Origin of the sequence: Williamsia sp. D3, from assembly GCF_000506245.1 — a bacterium.
Taxonomy (GTDB): Bacteria; Actinomycetota; Actinomycetes; order Mycobacteriales; family Mycobacteriaceae; genus Williamsia; species Williamsia muralis.
In genome coordinates, this window is sequence record NZ_AYTE01000031.1 from 424,956 (window position 1) to 443,111 (window position 18,156).

The 18,156-nt window shown below is 66.0% G+C and carries 16 protein-coding genes and 1 pseudogene; 7 read left to right on the top strand and 10 right to left on the bottom strand.

The window, feature by feature from the left end; genetic code table 11:
* Nucleotides 1-22 precede the first annotated feature (22 nt).
* Nucleotides 23-718: an NUDIX domain-containing protein gene (locus W823_RS49980; protein WP_023960995.1), complete on the top strand. Its 696-nt coding sequence runs from the start codon at nucleotides 23-25 to the stop codon at nucleotides 716-718.
* Between the two features lie 16 nt (nucleotides 719-734).
* Here the strand turns inward: W823_RS49980 and W823_RS59390 are convergent, their stop codons facing one another.
* The 9 genes from W823_RS59390 to W823_RS50015 are packed head-to-tail and all read right to left on the bottom strand — an operon-like array spanning nucleotide 735 to nucleotide 7,812.
* A complete protein-coding gene (locus W823_RS59390) occupies nucleotides 735-1,160 on the bottom strand; it encodes a MarR family winged helix-turn-helix transcriptional regulator (RefSeq protein WP_023960997.1) in 426 nt (141 codons plus the stop codon).
* The gene (locus W823_RS49990; protein ID WP_023960999.1) at nucleotides 1,160-2,650 is read right to left on the bottom strand and encodes an MFS transporter; all 1,491 of its coding nucleotides are present in this window, start codon (nucleotides 2,648-2,650) and stop codon (nucleotides 1,160-1,162) included. The genes W823_RS59390 and W823_RS49990 overlap by 1 nt, the downstream gene beginning before the upstream one ends.
* A 54-nt stretch (nucleotides 2,651-2,704) precedes the next feature.
* Nucleotides 2,705-2,926, bottom strand: coding sequence for a hypothetical protein (locus tag W823_RS49995; RefSeq protein WP_023961001.1), 222 nt, complete (start codon nucleotides 2,924-2,926; stop codon nucleotides 2,705-2,707).
* Nucleotides 2,917-3,297, bottom strand: a complete 381-nt coding sequence (locus W823_RS50000) for a DUF2567 domain-containing protein (protein ID WP_023961003.1) — start codon at nucleotides 3,295-3,297, stop codon at nucleotides 2,917-2,919. The genes W823_RS49995 and W823_RS50000 overlap by 10 nt, the downstream gene beginning before the upstream one ends.
* Nucleotides 3,294-3,530 carry a hypothetical protein gene (locus W823_RS50005; protein ID WP_023961005.1) on the bottom strand — a complete coding sequence of 79 codons (237 nt, stop codon included), beginning with the start codon at nucleotides 3,528-3,530 and terminating at the stop codon, nucleotides 3,294-3,296. The genes W823_RS50000 and W823_RS50005 overlap by 4 nt, the downstream gene beginning before the upstream one ends.
* A gap of 29 nt (nucleotides 3,531-3,559) precedes the next feature.
* Nucleotides 3,560-4,573, bottom strand: coding sequence for a biotin synthase BioB (gene bioB, locus W823_RS50010; protein ID WP_023961007.1), 1,014 nt, complete (start codon nucleotides 4,571-4,573; stop codon nucleotides 3,560-3,562).
* A gap of 60 nt (nucleotides 4,574-4,633) precedes the next feature.
* Nucleotides 4,634-5,323, bottom strand: a complete 690-nt coding sequence (gene bioD / locus W823_RS0130185; protein ID WP_031332965.1) for a dethiobiotin synthase — start codon at nucleotides 5,321-5,323, stop codon at nucleotides 4,634-4,636.
* 3 nt (nucleotides 5,324-5,326) lie between these two features.
* Nucleotides 5,327-6,508: an 8-amino-7-oxononanoate synthase gene (locus W823_RS0130190; RefSeq protein WP_031332967.1), complete on the bottom strand. Its 1,182-nt coding sequence runs from the start codon at nucleotides 6,506-6,508 to the stop codon at nucleotides 5,327-5,329.
* The gene (locus W823_RS50015) at nucleotides 6,505-7,812 is read right to left on the bottom strand and encodes an adenosylmethionine--8-amino-7-oxononanoate transaminase (protein WP_023961009.1); all 1,308 of its coding nucleotides are present in this window, start codon (nucleotides 7,810-7,812) and stop codon (nucleotides 6,505-6,507) included. Before W823_RS50015 ends, W823_RS0130190 begins: the two co-directional genes overlap by 4 nt.
* A 182-nt stretch (nucleotides 7,813-7,994) precedes the next feature.
* Here W823_RS50015 and W823_RS0130195 point away from each other — a divergent pair, with 182 nt between their 5' ends.
* The 5 genes and pseudogenes from W823_RS0130195 (at nucleotide 7,995) to xylB (ending at nucleotide 16,705) form a co-directional block, all read left to right on the top strand.
* Nucleotides 7,995-10,223 carry an acyltransferase family protein gene (locus tag W823_RS0130195; RefSeq protein WP_031332969.1) on the top strand — a complete coding sequence of 743 codons (2,229 nt, stop codon included), beginning with the start codon at nucleotides 7,995-7,997 and terminating at the stop codon, nucleotides 10,221-10,223.
* Nucleotides 10,224-10,328: 105 nt separating this feature from the next.
* Nucleotides 10,329-10,457: a hypothetical protein gene (locus tag W823_RS59350; RefSeq protein ID WP_023961012.1), complete on the top strand. Its 129-nt coding sequence runs from the start codon at nucleotides 10,329-10,331 to the stop codon at nucleotides 10,455-10,457.
* Nucleotides 10,457-12,862: a glycogen debranching protein GlgX gene (glgX, locus tag W823_RS50020; protein ID WP_051406643.1), complete on the top strand. Its 2,406-nt coding sequence runs from the start codon at nucleotides 10,457-10,459 to the stop codon at nucleotides 12,860-12,862. Before W823_RS59350 ends, glgX begins: the two co-directional genes overlap by 1 nt.
* Before the next feature lie 70 nt (nucleotides 12,863-12,932).
* The gene (gene treY / locus W823_RS50025; protein WP_023961016.1) at nucleotides 12,933-15,251 is read left to right on the top strand and encodes a malto-oligosyltrehalose synthase; all 2,319 of its coding nucleotides are present in this window, start codon (nucleotides 12,933-12,935) and stop codon (nucleotides 15,249-15,251) included.
* Nucleotides 15,252-15,308: 57 nt separating this feature from the next.
* Nucleotides 15,309-16,705, top strand: a pseudogene (xylB, locus tag W823_RS50030) (xylulokinase).
* An 85-nt stretch (nucleotides 16,706-16,790) separates the two neighbouring features.
* Here the strand turns inward: xylB and W823_RS50035 are convergent.
* Nucleotides 16,791-17,660, bottom strand: a complete 870-nt coding sequence (locus W823_RS50035) for an aldo/keto reductase (protein WP_023961018.1) — start codon at nucleotides 17,658-17,660, stop codon at nucleotides 16,791-16,793.
* A gap of 108 nt (nucleotides 17,661-17,768) precedes the next feature.
* On the opposite strand from W823_RS50035, the gene W823_RS50040 reads away from it, so the two are divergent.
* Entirely contained in the window at nucleotides 17,769-18,140 is a 372-nt protein-coding gene (locus W823_RS50040) for a VOC family protein (RefSeq protein ID WP_023961020.1), read from the top strand.
* Nucleotides 18,141-18,156: the final 16 nt, after the last annotated feature.

Sequence of the window (18,156 nt, forward strand, 5' to 3'; positions counted from 1 at the left end):
CACACCCACTACACTCGCAGCCATGCCTGCGCCGAGCGTCTTCCATGAAGTGCTCTGCGCCGTGTTCCAGGTGCGCGAATCGAGCGACTCCGACGCTCCCCAGCTCTCGGTCTTGCTGTGGCAGCGGGCGTTCGACCCGCAGGCCGGATCGTGGTCGCTACCCGGCGGCGGCCTTCGAGCCGACGAGGACCTCAAGACCTCGGCGCTTCGGCAGTTGGCCGAGAAGGTCGACGTGCGCGAAGTCGCCCACCTCGAGCAACTGTCGGTCTTCTCCGACCCCACACGGATGCCCGGACCGCGTGTCATCGCGTCCTCATATCTCGGTATGGTGCCGTCCGACTCACAGCCGAATCTGCCACCCGACACCCGGTGGCACCCGGTCTCGCAACTGCCGGAGATCAGTTTCGACCACAGCCAGATCGTCGAACGGGCACGGTCGAGACTGGCTGCGAAGTTGTCGTACACGAACATCGCGTTTGCCCTCGCGCCGGCCGAGTTCTCGATGTCGGCACTGAGCGACATATACTGCGCAGCCCTCGGCTACCCGGTGGACTCGACCAATCTGCTGCGCATCTTGTCCCGCCGCGGCGTGATCACGGCAACCGGAACAGTCGGTCGGACCGGCCCATCGGGTGGGCGGCCGCCGGCGCTCTACCGTTTTGCCGACAAACAACTGCGCATCACCGACGAGTTCGCGACGCTTCGCCCGCCGCCCTGACCCGCCGCGGAGGCGATCACCCGGTCCGCGTGTGTTCGGCCAGTTTGGCCAGGAGAACCGCGAGGGAAGCCACCTCGTCGTCGCTGAGCGCGTCGAAAGGCAGGGGCGCCGGATCCTCGACCGCTCGTGCCGCATCGAGCATCTCCCGCCCCGCCTCGGTCAGCGACACCACCTTGCTGCGCCGGTTGGCCGGGTCCGTTCGACGGTCCACCAGTCCCCGCTGCTCCAGCTCTGTCACGGCCACCGTGGCGGCAGGTGCGTCCACCGTGGCCGCCGACGCCAGCTGTTTCATGGTGAGTGGACCCCCGTCGAGCCGGCTCAGCATCCGGAATCGACTGAACGGCAATCCCGTTTGGTCGATCACCGCGCGGCGCCACGTCTCGCGGTTGCTGTGCACCAGCGTCGTCATCGTGCGCCACACCTCGTCACGCTGATCCCCCATCACCGACTCCTGCCGCCGGCGGGGGTGTGATGCGTCGGCTGGACGATCGGCTTCTCGTCAGACTCGGCGAACAGGTCGGCAACCCCCGACGCGGTGCGCGCCGACGCCGCGGTGGTGGAGAAGATCCCCAGTCCTGCGATGGTGAGGGCGAGTCCCGCCGTCACCCACCACAGCGGAGCCATCGCGGTGACGGACACCGGTGTCTCGGGCCCGGCCGCGATCACCGATCCGGCGATGGTCCCCGACAGTGCCACCCCCACGCTGATCCCGAGTTGGCGGCTCGTCGATGCGATCGCCGACGCAGCACCTGCGCGCTCGCGCGGCATCCCGCTGACGGCAGCCGTGGTGATCGGCGCGTTCACGGTTCCGAAACCGACCCCGAACATGCCGAAGACGATGAGCATCTGCCAGTTGGGAGTGTTCGGTCCCAGTTGCGTGAGCAGGCTCGATGCCAACGCGAGCATCACACCCGCGAACACCAGGGACGGGCGCGTTCCATAGCGGCCCACCAGGCGTCCGGACAACGGCGAGCAGATGATGGTGCCGATCGCGATCGGCAGAAACATCAGACCTGTCTCCACCGGGGAATAGCCGCGGATTCCCTGGAGGTAGATCGACATCATGAACAGGAACGCGCCATAGGCGGCAAAGGCGCAGATGCCGGTGACAGTGGCCGCCGAGAACGGGATGCTGCGGAAGAACCGTAGTTCGATGAACGGGTCGGTCCGGCGCAGTTCGTAGGCGCAGAAACCGCCGAATGCGACGATCGCCACCACAAAGATCCCGATCGTCCGCCAATCGGTCCAGCCCATGCCGGGTCCCTCGATCAACCCGATGACAACACCAGCCATGAACGTGATCGCCAGGCCTTGTCCGATGGGGTCGAGTCCGCGAACGCGTTGCGACTTCGATTCGGGCACAACAACAATGGTGGCGATCACCGCGATCAGGCAGATCGGGAGGTTGATCAGGAACACCGACTGCCAACTGAACAGATCGATGAGCACGCCGCCCACGATCGGGCCGAGCGCCATCGAGACCCCGACCACCGCACCCCAGACGCCGACCGCCCGAGCACGTTCGACCCGGCCGGAGAACGTCTGGGTGATGATGGACATGGCCACCGGGTTGAGCATCGAACCGCCCACCGCCTGGAGGAATCTGGCGGCGATGAGGACCTCGACATTGGGTGCCAGGCTGCACAGAAGCGAGCCCAGAGCGAACAACGTCAGGCCGATCTGGAACACCCGCCGCCGCCCGAATCGGTCTGCGGTGGTTCCGGCGAGCATCAGCAAACTGGCCAACACCAGCGTGTAGACATCGATCACCCACTGCAATTCGGTGGGCGTGGCTTTGAAGTCACTCCTGATCGACGGGATCGCGACGTTGACGATGGTCGCGTCCATCGAGACGATCAGCAGGCTGAGACAGCAGGTGGCGAGAATCGCCACCTTGCGATTGCGGCTGAGATCCTCGGCTGGTTTGGTCACGAAACTATTGTGAAACTACAACTGTTTCTGCGCAAGTGCCTGTGCAGGACGCCACTATCGGTGCGACGCACTCGCTTCGACGGGGGCACCCTCGTCGGTCGTCGACTCGCGGGGTTCGCCGCGTTCAAGAGCGACCAGCAAGATGATGGTGACCAGCGCGGTCAGAGGCGCGATCACCAGTAGTGCCCACGAGAATCCCACTCCCCCGGAGATGTCGAGCTGGGCGCCGACGATACGCAGGCTGGGCGGCTGAGTGAACTCCTGCCCTACGGCCACCCCATCTCTTCCCGAAAAGCGCAGACGCGCAATGGCATCGCCACCCATACCGCCCCGACACCGGCCATGATCGTCGACACGGTCAACACCACCACGCCCAACGGACCACGGAGTGACGGAGATACCCAGAGCACCACGGCCAGCACCACACCGGCGGCCAGTGCCACACAGAAGAAGATCGCCAGGGCGGAGAACTCGGTGCCGGCGTCACCGATGGCAACCGCCCGGCCCGATTCGATCACCCGGCCGTCGATGCCCGGGGTGAGCAGGCCCCAGATCACTCCCCATGCGATCCCGACCAACACAATCCCCGCCACGACCAGCGCGGCCGCCGATGCAGGAGGCGACAACGCCCGGCGCGGACCGGTCAACGCTGCGCCAGCTCCACCGAGTCGACCGTGCCGTGTCGTGAGCAGCGCGCCGACCATCCGTCAGGACGGACCTGAACGACCATCCGGCGCCCACACTGGCCGCAGTATCGCGGCGGTTCCAGGCCCAACTGCGCGGCCTTGGGCACCGAGTCCGGGTGCTCGAGCTCCAACCGCACGCCCGTGTACACCCCGAAGGTGAGAGGCGTGGCCAGCGGCGCGGGGATGTCGGTCATCGTCGGAGCGTTCCTTGAGATGCGAACTGTCAGATCGAGTCGTTGAGGGCCTTGATCGGCATCTGCAGCTCTTCGAGCAGATCCAGATCGGTCTCGGCCGGACGGCCGAGGGTGGTCAGGTAGTTACCGACGATGACCGCGTTGATCCCGCCGAGGATGCCCTGCTTTGCGCCGAGGTCACCGAGGGTGATCTCCCGGCCACCGGCGAACCGCAGGATGGTGCGAGGCAGTGCCAGACGGAAGGCGGCCACGGCTTTGAGGGCTTCGGCAGCCGGCAACACGTCGAGGTCCCCGAACGGGGTACCCGGACGCGGGTTGAGGAAGTTGAGAGGAACCTCGTCGGGATCGAGGGCAGCCAGATCCGCGGCGAACTCGGCTCGCTGTTCCAGCGTCTCGCCCATGCCGAGGATGCCGCCGCAGCAGACCTCCATACCGGCTTCGCGGATCATCTTCAGGGTGCCGAAACGCTCTTCCCAGCTATGGGTGGTGACGACGTTCGGGAAATGCGAGCGCGCGGTCTCGAGGTTGTGGTTGTAGCGATGCACGCCCATGGCCTTGAGCTCGTCGACCTGTTCCTGGGTCAACATGCCCAGGCTGCAGGCGATCTGGATGTCGACCTCGGCGCGGATCGCTTCGATGCCGGCAGCAACCTGAGCCATCAGCCGCTTGTCGGGACCGCGTACCGCCGCCACGATGCAGAACTCGGTGGCACCGGACTTGGCAGTCTGCTTGGCGGCCTCGACCAGAGCCGGGATGTCGATCCACGCACTGCGCACCGGTGATGCGAACAAGCCGGACTGCGAGCAGAAATGGCAATCTTCGGGGCAACCGCCGGTCTTGAGGGAGATGATGCCCTCGACCTCGACCTCTGGCCCGCAGTGCTTCATCCGCACGTCGTGCGCGAGCTGAAGAAGATCGGTCAGTTTGTCGTCGGGCAGCTGCAGGATCTGCAGTGTCTGCTCTTGAGTGAGCCCTTCACCGCGTTCCAACACCTGCTCGCGCGCGACGTCCAGAATGTCTGTGCGTACTGGTGCCTGGGTCACGTGGGGCCTCCCTCTTGTCATGAATATTGCAGTCTCAGTGTGCCCTATCACCGTGGGCGCTCAGTTTGGGGTGGGACACATGGCGGTCAGCCACTCACGATCGAACCATCCAACTGCCTGCGACACGAAGGCCTGACGGTCTAGGGTGCCCGCCCCGGCGGGCACTTTCCCGACGATGGGCACGCCGGTGACCTGCGGCAAGTCCTCGAGATTGCATCTTTCGGCAAGATCTGGATCGCCGGGCCAGGACCCGATCACGACCCCCGCACACTCGAGTCCCGCCCCGGTGATCGCCCGGACGGTGAGTTCGGTGTGGTTCAGACTGCCCAGTCCGGGCGCAGCGACCACGAGCACACGCGCGCCGATGGCATCGGCGACATCGAGAATGGTCAGGTCGGGAGCCAGCCGGACCAGTACGCCGCCGGCGCCCTCGATAAGGACAAGATCGGACCCGGCCAGACCGTCCACTGCCGCGACGACGTCGGACAACAGCACCGGCTGGACGCCTTCGTTACGGGCCGCACGCTCGGGGGCCAGTGGATCGCGGAAACGGGCACCTTCCGCCGTTGTCCTGACGCCGGCGAGACGCACGACTTCATCGATGTCGCCGGGATCGTCCGGACCGACCCCGGTCTGGGCGGGTTTGCACACGGCGACATCGAGGCCACGGGCCATCACCGCCGCAGCGAGGGCCGCAGTGGTGACGGTCTTGCCCACTTCGGTGGACGTACCGGTGATGACCAGATTCACGGATCAGAGCCCGTTCAGCACGGCGGTCACCACGCCGGCCACCGTGCGGATGTCGTCGTCGGTGAGATCGGCGCGCACGGTGAGACGCAGGCGAGAAGTTCCAGGCGGTACCGACGGCGGCCGGAAACACCCGACCAGCACACCCTGTTCGCGACACCGTTGCGCCGCCAGCAGAGCCTGAGCGGGATCGCCCACGATGATCGAGACGACGGCGGCCTCTGGCGGTTCGCCGCCACACAAGTGCGCCAGCAGTGCCGCGTTCGCCCGTACCCGTTCGGACAGACCCGGTTCGTCGCGGAGCACCGCGAGGGCGGCCTGGGCGGCTCCCGCCGCGGCCGGCGCCAGCCCGGTGTCGAAGATGAAGCTACGGGCCCGGTCGATGAGGTGGTCGCGGACCGCCTCTGTACCGAGCACCACTCCTCCTTGTGCGCCAAGGGATTTCGAGAGCACTGTGGTGGTCACCAGATCAGGGGCGCCGGCCAGACCCACCTCGTCCAGCACGCCGCGCCCGCCGGAGCCACGCACGCCCAACGCGTGCGCCTCGTCCACCAGCAGGGTTGCTCCGTGCTCGCGGGCGGCGGCGTACAACTCGGCAACCGGCGCGATCTGACCGTCGATCGAGTAGACCGAATCGGTGACGATCATGGCCCGCTGTTCGCTGCGTTCGGCGAGCTCGCGCCTGACGGCCTCGTGGTCGCCACGATCGACCACCACCACTCGTGCGCGCGAGAGCCGGCAGCCATCGATCAGCGATGCGTGGGCGCCACCGTCGCTGATGATCACGTCTCCGCGTCCCATCAGAGCGGCCACCGCCCCGACGTTGCCGAGATATCCGGACGAGAAGACCAGCGCCGCCGGGTAACCGAGGAACTCGGCCAGATCCCGCTCCAGCGCCTCGTGCAGGGCGGTGGTGCCGGTGACCAGCCGCGACGACGTGGAGCCCGCACCCCAGGTGTCGAGCGCGGCGTGCGCGCCGGCCAGGACCCTGGGATCGGAAGAGAGCCCGAGATAGTCGTTGGACGCCAGATTGATCAGCGCGTTGTCCGCCACGCGCGGCACCAAGGTGCGGTGCAGCCCGGCGGCTTCACGGACGTCGGCAGCCTCGGCCAGCCAGTCCAGGGCGCTGTCCGAATCGGTGTTTCTGTCGGTCGGGGCAAGTGGTTTCACTGACAAACAGAGTCTCATAACGCTTCGGCTGCGGCCGGCGAGGGTTGAGCCGTGCAGGCACGGACCGCAGCCGACACCCCACCGATCAGAACGTCGAGGTCGTCGTCGGTACACACATACGGAGGCATCGTGTAGATGTTGTCGCGGAAAGGCCGCAGCCACACCCCCGCCGACACCGCGGCGTCCGTCGCCACAGCCATGTCGACGGGGTGGTCGAGTTGCACCACCCCGATGGCACCCTGCACCCGGACGTCACGGACGCCAGGGAGGTCGGCGAGAGGGCCGAGTCCTTCCCGTAGTCGATCGGCGATGTGGGCGACCCGATCGCGCCACCCGGACGCGAGGAGCAGCTCGGTGGATGCCACGGCCACCGCACACGTGAGCGGGTTCGCCATGAATGTCGGCCCGTGTGCCAGTACCCCCACGTCGGACCGCGAGATCGTGTCCGCGATGTCGCGGGTACACAACGCTGCTGCCATGGACAGATAGCCGCCGGTGAGCGCTTTGCCGATGCACATGATGTCCGGGGACACCCCGGCGTGGTCGGCGGCGAACAACTCTCCGGTGCGGCCGAACCCCGTGGCGATCTCGTCGAAGATGAGGAGTACACCCTGCTCATCGCAGATCCGGCGCAGCTCGCCGAGGTAACGGGGATCGTGAAATCGCATCCCGCCGGCGCCCTGGACCACCGGTTCGACGATCACGGCGGCGAGTTCACCGCGATGCTCGGACACGAGGTCCTCGAGCTCTGTGACGTACTCCACGCTGAACTCGGACGGCGGCGCCGATGCGAACACCTGACTGGTGAGCACGTCGGTCCACAGCGAGTGCATCCCGCCTTCCGGGTCACAGACGCTCATAGGGGTGAAGGTGTCGCCGTGATAGCCGCCGCGCCACGTCAGCAGGCGGGTGCGGCCGGCTTCGCCCCGGGCCCGCCAGTACTGCAGCGCCATCTTGACCGCGACCTCGACCGACACCGACCCGGAGTCGCAGAAGAACACGGTCTGCAGCGGATCGGGGGTTATCTCGACGAGCAGCTCGGCCAGCCTGGCTGCAGGTTCGTGGGTGAGGCCACCGAACATCACATGCGCCATCGAGTCGAGCTGGGCGCGCGCCGCAGCGTCGAGCACCGGGTTCCGATAGCCGTGGATCGCGGCCCACCACGAACTCATGCCGTCGACGACCGTGGTCCCGTCCGCGAAGGTCAGGCGGACACCCGACGCAGATCGGACGACGCGGGGAACGGGGTCCGGATGCGGCATGGTCCCGTATGGATGCCAGATCATCTCCGAGTCGATCCGGGTGACCTGTTCTTCCGCCATGGGAGGCCGATTGATCTGAGATTCGGGCAATGTGGGCACCTACCCACCCTAATGAGCGCGCCGCGGCGTTCCAGGCCGGGGATTCTAAGGTGCAACAGGTAGATTACGTGCCGGAACCGCCCACCCCGCTGCTGTGACGACACCGATTTCAGCGCCACCGGACAAGTGAGACTAGAGAGCAGTTGACAGCCGCACCCAGCGTTGAGAAGAGGCCACCGGCGGTACCCGCCGACACGGTCCCCAGTTACCGCACCGACCTCGACGGTCTGCGGGGCCTGGCCATCGTCTTGGTGGCGTGCTTCCACATCTGGTTCGGGCGGGTGTCCGGTGGTGTCGACGTGTTCCTCACCCTGTCGGGGTACTTCTTCGTCGGCTCCCTGCTGCGGCACGTCATCGTCAGCGCACAGAACGAGCAGGCCGGACTCTGGCCCGCGATCAACCCGGTCAAACGACTCACCCGGCTCGGCAGGCGACTGCTGCCCGCGCTCGTCGCGATCCTGGTTGTCATCAGCCTCGGTACGTTGCTCATCTTCCCCGAGACCCGCTGGCGGGCGACGGGCCAAGAGGTCATCGCGAGCCTGTTCTACTACCAGAACTGGCATCTGGCGTTCAATTCGCAGGACTACACGGCGGCCAGTTCGGCGAACAGTCCTCTGCAGCATCTGTGGTCGATGTCGGTACAGGGCCAGTTCTTCGTGCTGACCATGCTCACCGCCCTGGCGGTCGCCGGGATCATCACGGTGTTGGTGCGTGCCGGAGTGCGCAAGCTGGCCGACCCCACGGTCATCCGTATCCTGATCGGCGTATCGCTCCTCGGGGTGGCGGCCGTGTCGTTCTACTGGGCGCACATGCGGATGGACGTCAACCAGCAGTTCAACTACTACGACACCATCTCCCGCGTGTGGGAGCCTCTCGCCGGCGGTCTACTCGCCGTCTGGATGCCGAAATGGCGGGTTCCCAACGTCATCCGCAACATCGTGGCCGTCGCCGCCCTGGGACTGATCATCACCTGTGGCTGGTGGATCGTGGGTGTCGAGCAGTACCCCGGACCGTGGGCGCTGGTTCCCGTGCTGTCGACGCTCGCCATCATCTGGTCGGGTGCGACCGCGCTGCAGCACGGCCCGAAGTCGGGACAACCGGTCGTCAATCACGCACTGTCCGCCCGACAGATGGTGTGGCTGGGGTCGATCTCCTATTCCCTCTACCTGTGGCACTGGCCCCTGCTGATCTTCTACCTGACGTGGCGTGACAAGAACCATGCATCGATCGTCGAGGGAACCGTTCTCATCGCGGTGTCCATCGCAATGGCGTGGCTGACCAAGAGGTACATCGAAGAGCCACTGCGGGCACCCCGGTCGGTGTCGATCCACAAAGAAGATCCGCCGCACAAGGGCACCCCGACGCGTCACCACCACCCGACGCACGCAGCCACCGTGAACCCGTGGCGAGCCCGACTCCTGGACTACACCACCGTGGTGACCAGCGTGCTGATCGTGAGCGCGGTGGTCATGACGGTCGGTTTCAAGGCCTGGGACTACCACGTGACCCACATGACGGTGGACACCACCAAGCTCGATCCCCGTGTCTATCCCGGCGCCCGGGCGCTCCTCGACAACGCCCCGGTTCCCCACGTCGACCCCCAGCCATCTGCACTACAGGTCGTCAACGACCTGCCGGTGACCTCGTTCAATGGCCACATCAGCGACTTCGACGACACCGGGGTGCACGTCGGGGTGTACGGCGATCCGTTGGCCACCAAGACGATTGCGCTGGCAGGTGGCTCGCACGCGGAATACTGGATCACGGCGCTCGACATCATCGGCAAACAGAACCACTTCAAGGTGAAGACCTATCTGAAGATGGGCTGTCCGCTGTCCACCGAGCTGGTGCCGAAACAACGCGGAGTTCCCTATCCGCAGTGTCATGACTGGGTGCAGAAAGTGGTCCCACAGATCATCGCCGACAAGCCGGATGCACTGTTCACCAACACAACCCGGCCCCGCGACGACGGGCCCGGCGACTGGGTGCCAGGCGACTACCTGCCGATCTTCGACCAGTTCGCCCAGGCGAACATCCCCATCCTCGGGATACGCGACAGCTCGTGGCCCCACAACGCCGACGGACCGATCAACACCCCGGACTGCCTGGCCAACACCCGCGACAGCGACAACTGCGACACCGCGCGTTCGGCCTCCTTCGCGCCGACAAACCCCACGCTCGACATCGTGGCGGACCACCCGAACGTCTTGCCGCTCGACCTGACGGACGGCATGTGCAACGACACGACCTGCCCTGCTGTGGTCGGGAACATCACCGTCTACCACGACTGGCATCACTTGAGTGCGACGTATGTGCGCAGTCTCACAGCCGAATTGCAGCGTCAGATGCAAGCCGCGCTGCCCTGGACCTGAGGCACCCTCTACTCTTCCGGTGATCTGGTGCGATGGCTCCGCACTGACAGTGCCGCGGGCCTCCGCGAACAGTAGGGTCATCAACATGAAAATGCGAGGGTGCCCATGACATCAACCCCCGGAAGCGACGCGTCGTCCGCCAGAACCGTGGACGACTCGACCGGCTCGGACGACGTCGCGGTGGCCGTACACGGCACCACCGCCGACGCACGGGCGGCGTGGTCGAGGAGCTGATGGTGTGGCCGGGCAGCGCATATCCCCTCGGCGCGACGTTCGACGGAGCGGGTACCAACTTCTCGCTCTTCTCCGAAGTGGCCACCGCCGTGGACCTGTGCCTGATCGGTCCTGACGGGTCTGAGACACGCGTGCCCCTCGAAGAGGTCGATGGCTACGTCTGGCACGCCTACCTGCCGTCGATATCGCCCGGTCAGCTCTACGGCTATCGGGTCCACGGCCCCTACGACCCTCGCCAGGGCCATCGCTGCGACCCCTCAAAGCTGTTGGTCGATCCGTACGGCAAGGCATTCCACGGCGAGTTCGACGGAGACGCGTCCCTGTACTCGTATCCCATCGTGCTCGACGAAACTCCGCAGGACCAGGAGTCAACCGAGCCCGCGGCCGACACGAACGGCGGCAACGACGCGAGTACGCAGCCCGACACCGACACCGACACCGAGACGCCGGGTTTGCTCGATACCGGTTCGGAGAACGGCGGCACCGCAGCGTCAGACCAGCTCACAGACCCGTCCGCCGACGTTGAAAACGTCGCGACTGCAACCACTCTCAAGTCCTCGGTTGACGACACCGACGATGGCCCGGCAGAACCCGCACAGGAGACCACGCCCCAACCGCGATCAGAATCGACGCCCGACCCCCTGTTCGGCGAACCTCCCAGACTCGACTCGCTCGGGCACACGATGACGTCGGTGGTGATCAACCCGTTCTTCGACTGGCAGCACGATCGGTCTCCCAATCGCCCGTACTACGAGACCATCATCTACGAAGCCCACGTCAAGGGCATGACGGCAACCCATCCCGAAGTGCCCGAACAGCTCCGCGGAACGTACGCCGGCCTCGCCCATCCGGCGATCATCGACCACCTCACGTCCATGGGCGTCACGGCCATCGAACTGATGCCCGTGCACCAGTTCCTCCAGGACCAGACCCTGCTCGATCAGGGTCTGCGAAATTACTGGGGGTACAACAGCTTCGGCTTCATGGCACCCCACGCCGACTATGCAGCCAACCAGCGGGCCGGCGGTGCGGTCCCGGAATTCAAGGCGATGGTGCGGGCATTCCACGAGGCCGGGATCGAAGTGATCCTCGACGTGGTCTACAACCACACCGCCGAGGGCAACCATCGCGGTCCGAGCATCGCCTTCCGCGGCATCGACAACGCGGCGTACTACCGACTCGTCGACGGCGAACCCTGGCACTACATGGACTACACGGGCACCGGAAACAGTCTGAACGTGCGCCATCCGCACACGCTGCAGCTGATCATGGACTCGCTCCGGTACTGGGTGCTCGAGATGCACGTCGACGGTTTCCGGTTCGACCTGGCCTCGACACTCGCCCGCGAGCTGCACGACGTCGACAAGTTGTCGGCCTTCTTCGATCTGGTGCAACAGGATCCGGTGGTCAGCCAGGTGAAGTTGATCGCCGAGCCATGGGACGTGGGCGAGGGCGGCTACCAGGTGGGCAACTTCCCAGGACTGTGGACCGAGTGGAACGGGCAATACCGCGACACCGTGCGTGACTACTGGCGCGGCGAGCCCGCGACACTCGGAGAATTCGCATCGCGGCTGACCGGCTCGTCAGATCTCTACGAGGCAACCGGGCGCCGTCCCAGCGCCAGCATCAACTTCGTGACGGCGCACGACGGCTTCACCCTGCGAGATCTCGTGTCCTACAACGAGAAACACAACGAGGCGAACGGCGAGGACAACCGGGACGGGGAAAGCCACAACCGTTCGTGGAACTGCGGTGTGGAAGGTCCCACCGACGACCCCGACATCGAGCGTCTTCGTGCGCGTCAGCAGCGCAACATCTTGGCAACGCTGATGCTGAGCCAGGGCACCCCGATGATCGCCCACGGCGACGAGATCGGCCGCACCCAGAACGGCAACAACAACGTCTACTGCCAGGACGGCCCGATCGCGTGGATGGATTGGGAACTGGCGGAGAAGAACTCAGATCTGCTCGAGTTCACCCGACGGGTCATCGCCTTGCGCTCGTCGCATCCGGTGTTCCGCAGGCGCCGATTCTTCGCCGGGCGCCCGATCCGGTCCGGCAACCAGGCACGTGACATCGCCTGGCTCACGCCCAGCGGCGAGGAGATGACCGAGGAGGACTGGGACAGCGGTTTCGGCAAATCCCTGGCCGTCTTCTTGAACGGATCCGGCATCAACGAGAAGGACGTCCGCGGACGGCTGGTTGTCGACGACGATTTCTTGATGTGTTTCAACGCGCACTACGAACCGATCGTCTTCCGGGTGCCGACCGATTTCTACGCCAACGAGTGGACCGGCGAGCTCGACACCGCCCACCCGACCGGCTCGAGCACGGTCAACGCGAAAGCCGGCAGCGCACTGTTGGTTAGGGAACGGTCGTTGTTGGTACTCCGCAAAGTGAATTGATCTTCGATCTTGTGCCAACGCCTTGGCCGGACACCGATACCGGCCTGGCTCGACAACCGCTGGAGTACCCATGATCCTGCCGCTGACGGCCACCTACCGGCTTCAGCTGCACGGCGAGTTCACCTTCGCCGACGCAATTGAACAGCTCGACCACATCGAAGGGCTGGGCGTCAGCCATCTGTACCTGTCGCCGATTCAGACCGCCCAACAGGGCTCGACGCACGGGTACGACTGGGTTCCGCCGCCCGCGGTCGCCGAGTCGCTCGGTGGAATCGAGGGATTGCGGGAACTGCGGTCGGCTGCAGCCGACCGCGGCATCGGCGTGATTGTCGACATCGTCCCCAACCACACCGGTGTCGAGGACCCCCGGCAGAACCCGTGGTGGTGGGACGTCTTACGCAACGGCCGGACGTCCGAGTACGCCGACTACTTCGACATCGACTGGTCGGCGGACAACGGGGCCGACGGCAAGATCGCGCTGCCGGTCCTCGGCTCCGCCGACGACGTGGCATCGCTCGAGGTGGACACAAGTGGGGACGAACCAGAACTCTCCTTCTACGAACACCGGTTCCCGCTCGCCCCCGGCACCGAAGCCGGCCAGTCCGCCCAAGAGGTCCATGACCGGCAGCATTACCGGCTGGTGCCGTGGAACATCGGCGTCATCGGTTATCGCCGTTTCTTCTCCGTCAATGGTCTGGCGGGATTGCGACAAGAGGACCCCGCCGTCTACGCGGCCACCCACGACCTGATCCGTCAGCTCGTCGCGGAAGACCTCGTGGACGGTCTTCGCGTCGACCACCCGGACGGTCTTGCGGATCCCCAGGATTATCTGCAGCGGCTGCGTGCGGACATCGGACCGGACCGGATCCTGTTGATCGAGAAGATCCTTGCCCATGACGAGCCCCTGGATCCGAGCCTCCCGGTCGACGGCACCACCGGCTACGAGACGATGCGATCGGTGGGCGCGGTGCTCATCGACCCCACCGGTGAATCGGCTCTCGGACAGCTGCATCAGAAATACACCGGTGATCGCGGCGACAAGCTGTGGCTACACGCCGCGGAACGACAGCTCAAGCTGTCGATACTCGACGAGACCTTCCCTGCCGAACGGGCCCGTCTGCGACGGGCGATCACCGCGACGGCCCGTGATCGCGAGGTGTTCTCGAACGACGACCTCGATTCGGCGATCGGTGCGGTGATCGCGGGTCTGGGCGTCTATCGCGCCGACTACCCGATACTCGCCGGAACTCTGGATTCGGTCATCGCAAGTGAGCGAGAACGGTTGCCGGCCCTGGCAACTGCCTTCGAACTGCTCGCATCGGCAGTGGCCACCGACGACGAATCGCGCAGCCGACTCGCCCAGGTGTGCGGCGCCGTCACCGCGAAGAGCGTCGAGGACTGCCTGTTCTACCGGACCGCCCGGCTGGTCAGCCTGCAGGAGGTCGGCGGCGACCCGGCGGCATTCGGTGAATCGATCGACGACTTCCACGCCGCCAACGTGATTCGGGCGAAGAGCTGGCCGCGGGCATTGACCTCGCTGTCGACTCACGACACCAAGCGGAGTGAGGACGTCAGGGCACGCATCGGCATCTTGTCCCAGATCCCGCAGAGGTGGACCGATTTCGTTGACCGTTCGGAGTCCCGCAACCCCGCGCCCGCCGGGGTCACCGGACTCTTCTTGCGCCAGAACCTGTTCGGGATCTGGCCGACCGACGGCGTGATCACCGGGGCCCTGCGTACCCGTTTCCACGACTACGCCACGAAGGCGATCCGCGAAGGCGGGGTGGGCACCACGTGGACCGACGTGAACGAACAGTTCGAGACCGCAGTACATGCCTGGATCGATGCCTCGTTCGACGGCCCGTGTGCGCCCGAGTACACCCAGCTCGTACAGGAAATGCTGCCTCACATCGAATCCGACGCTCTGGTGCAGAAGGCGCTGGCGTCATTGCTGCCCGGAATCCCGGACGTCTATCAGGGCACCGAGTGGTTCGACGATTCCCTCGTCGACCCGGACAATCGCCGGGCGGTGGACTACACGCGCGACGGCAACCACCCGAAGACCCGTGTGGTGCGGGCGGCCTTGACCCTGCGCCGGCGCCGGCCGGAGGTGTTCGTCCAAGGTGGGTACGAGCCGCTGTCGGGCACCGGCCCGGCCACCGATCATCTGGTGGCCTTCGGCCGCACCTCGACGGCGGGGGTGATCGAAGTGATTGTCGCGGCAGCTCGCTGGACCGTCGGCCTCGACGCCGAGCTATGGGCCCAGACCCATCTCGAACTCCCCTCCGGTACGTGGCGGGAGCAGATCACCGGCACCGACGTCGACGGTAATGTGACGCTGTCAGGGCTGGCCACGCCGGTCGGCATTTTCGAGCGTGTGAGGGAGTGACCAGCGTCCTGGTTGCGGGCTTCACCAACGCGATCGCGCACTGAGGAGTTGGACACCATGTTGGTCGCAGGAATCGATTCGTCGACCCAATCCAGCAAGGTGGTGGTGTGCGACGTAGCCGACGGCCGCGTGGTGCGCTCGGGTAGCGCGCCACACCCCACGGGTACCGAGGTGCATCCGGATCAATGGTGGCAGGCCCTCGGGTCGGCGATCGAAGCTGCCGGGGGGCTCGACGACGTCGCAGCGGTATCCGTCGGAGCGCAGCAACACGGCATGGTGTGTCTCGATGAATCCGGTGAGGTGGTGCGTGAGGCGCTGCTGTGGAACGACACCCGGTCCGGTCCCGCCGCCGACGAACTCATCGCCGACCTCGGCGGGCCGCAGCAGTGGGTGGACGAGGTGGGAGTGGTCCCGGTCGCGTCGATCACCGCCACCAAGCTGCGCTGGCTCGCCGACAACGAACCCGCCAACGCCGATCGCACCGCTGCGGTGTGTCTCCCCCACGACTGGCTCAGCTGGAAGCTCACCGGCAGTACCGACCTGGCCGACCTGTGGACCGATCGCAGCGACGCCAGTGGCACAGGCTATTTCAGCGCAGCCGCCGATGAGTACCAGCCTCGGTTGCTGGAGTTGGCGATGAGAGGCCGGGCGCCGATGGTGCCCCGGATCGTCGGCCCAGCACAGAACGGTGGCGCCATGCGGTCGGGCGCGGGCATCGGTGCGGGCGCCGGCGACAACGCAGCGGCGGCGCTGGCGCTCGGCGCCGTCCCCGGCGACTGCATCGTGTCACTCGGCACCTCTGGAGTTGTCAGCGCGGTCAGTGACAGTGCGCCGACCGACTACGCCGGACTCGTTGCCGGTTTCGCCGACGCCACAGGCCGCAATTGCCGCTGGTGTGCACTCTGAACGGGGCCCCCGTGCTGGCGGCCGTGGCCAAGATGCTCGACGTCGACTTCGACACGTTGTCCGACCTTGCCCTGTCTGCGCCTGCGGGCGCCGACGGGCTGTCCCTGGTGCCGTACTTCGAGGGAGAACGCTCCCCCAACCTGCCGCGCACGCGCGGAGCCCTGCACGGCATGACCGGACGAAACCTGAACAGCGCCAACATCGCCCGGGCGGGCGTCGAAGGTTTGCTGTGTTCCCTCCAGTACTGCGCCGACCGGATCCGCGACCAAGGCATCGAGATCAACCGGATCATCCTCGTCGGTGGCGGCGCACGCTCTGCGGCCATCCGGGAGCTGGCCCCGGCAATCTTCGCCCGCCCCGTCGTGGTCCCGGAACCGGGCGAATACGTGGCGCTCGGCGCCGCTCGTCAGGCCGCCTGGTCGCTGGACCCCACGTCCGAACCACCTCGCTGGTCGGCCGCCGACGAACGTGTCTACGAGGCCGCTCCGACACCTCATGTCGTCGAGCAGTACCACGAGGCATCCGGATTGACCGTCGGCCGGAACTGACCCGCACGCCGACACCGACCCCGGCACCGACGCCGACATCGTCCCCGTCGGTATGCGCCGAGGGCGTGGTGCCCTCGGCTACCTGTCACGCGACTGATGTCGGCGCTGCCGCTTCGGTGAGCCGATCGAGTTCGCTGTCATCGAGCTCGATGCCGATGGCGGCCACGTTGTCGTGCAGATGACGCACACTCGTGGTCCCCGGAAGCGGTACGACGACCTCATCTCGTCTCCGGCCCTGACAGTGCACCCAGGCCAGGGCCACCTGCCCCGGCGACACCCCGCGGTGTCGGGCGATGTCGGCCAGCGCCACACCGAGGGGTGAGGAATCCTCCGCACGCAGTGCGCCGTGGCCGGTCGGTGAATGCGCGACCAGTGCAATACCCAACTCTGCCAATGTTTCCGACATCGACCGGGGTATGGGCGTCGAGAGCGACCACGCCTCCTGCACCGCGTGGACGGGATGGACCGCGTGCGCTCGGCGAACGTCCTCGACGGTGACGTTCGACAGGCCGATCGAGCGGATCTTGCCCACCTCGATCAGCCCGGCCATGGCCGAGACCGTCTCCTCGATCGGGGTGTGCTCACTGCGGTGGTGCAAGTAATAGAGATCGATGACCTCAGCCCCCAGGCGGCGGAGACTGTCCTCGCACGAGGAGACCACCGACGCGGCGTCGGCGTGCACACTCCAATCATCGAACCGACCTGAATCACCCCATCTGACACCGAACTTCGAGCACAGGATGACCTCTCCGCGGCGTCCGGCGATGGTACGCCCGACCAGTTCCTCGTTACGGTACATCTCGGCGGTATCCAGCAGGGTCACGCCAAGGTCCAGTGCGGCATGCACCACCGCCGTCGGATCACGATCAGGGTCGGTACCCGCCTCCGTCAATCGCATGAGTCCGAGCCCCTGCTCGGGCGGATCGTCAGCAGACCATGGCTGCGTGTTCGTCATCGGGCGAACGATAAGACCTCAACGCGACTTGAAGTCAAGAGCGGGGACCCTTGCCTTCAGAGGCCCTTCGCCCCACACTGTCACCACAACACAGCCGAAGGAGGGCCCATGAAACCCACCGGTGTCACAGCGAATCTGTCGGTGCCCGACATCACCGTCGCGCGCGACTTCTACTCTGACTATCTCGGCCTCGACATCGAGGCTTTCAACCTGGGCTGGGTGGCCAACTACCAGTCGGCAGACGGGCGGGCCGCGATTCAGCTCGTCACCGAGGATGCGACCTCACCTGTCGATTCGGTGATCTCGGTACATGTAGGCGACCAGGTGGAAGAGGCCTATGCCGAAGCACAACGACGCGGGTTCGAGATCGTCCACCCGTTGACCACGGAACCGTGGGGCGTGCGCAGGTTCTTCGTCCGGGCACCCGACGGCAACGTCATCAACATCGTCAGCCACGACGACGACGCGGCGTCCAAGTAAACTCCGGGCGGCCCCG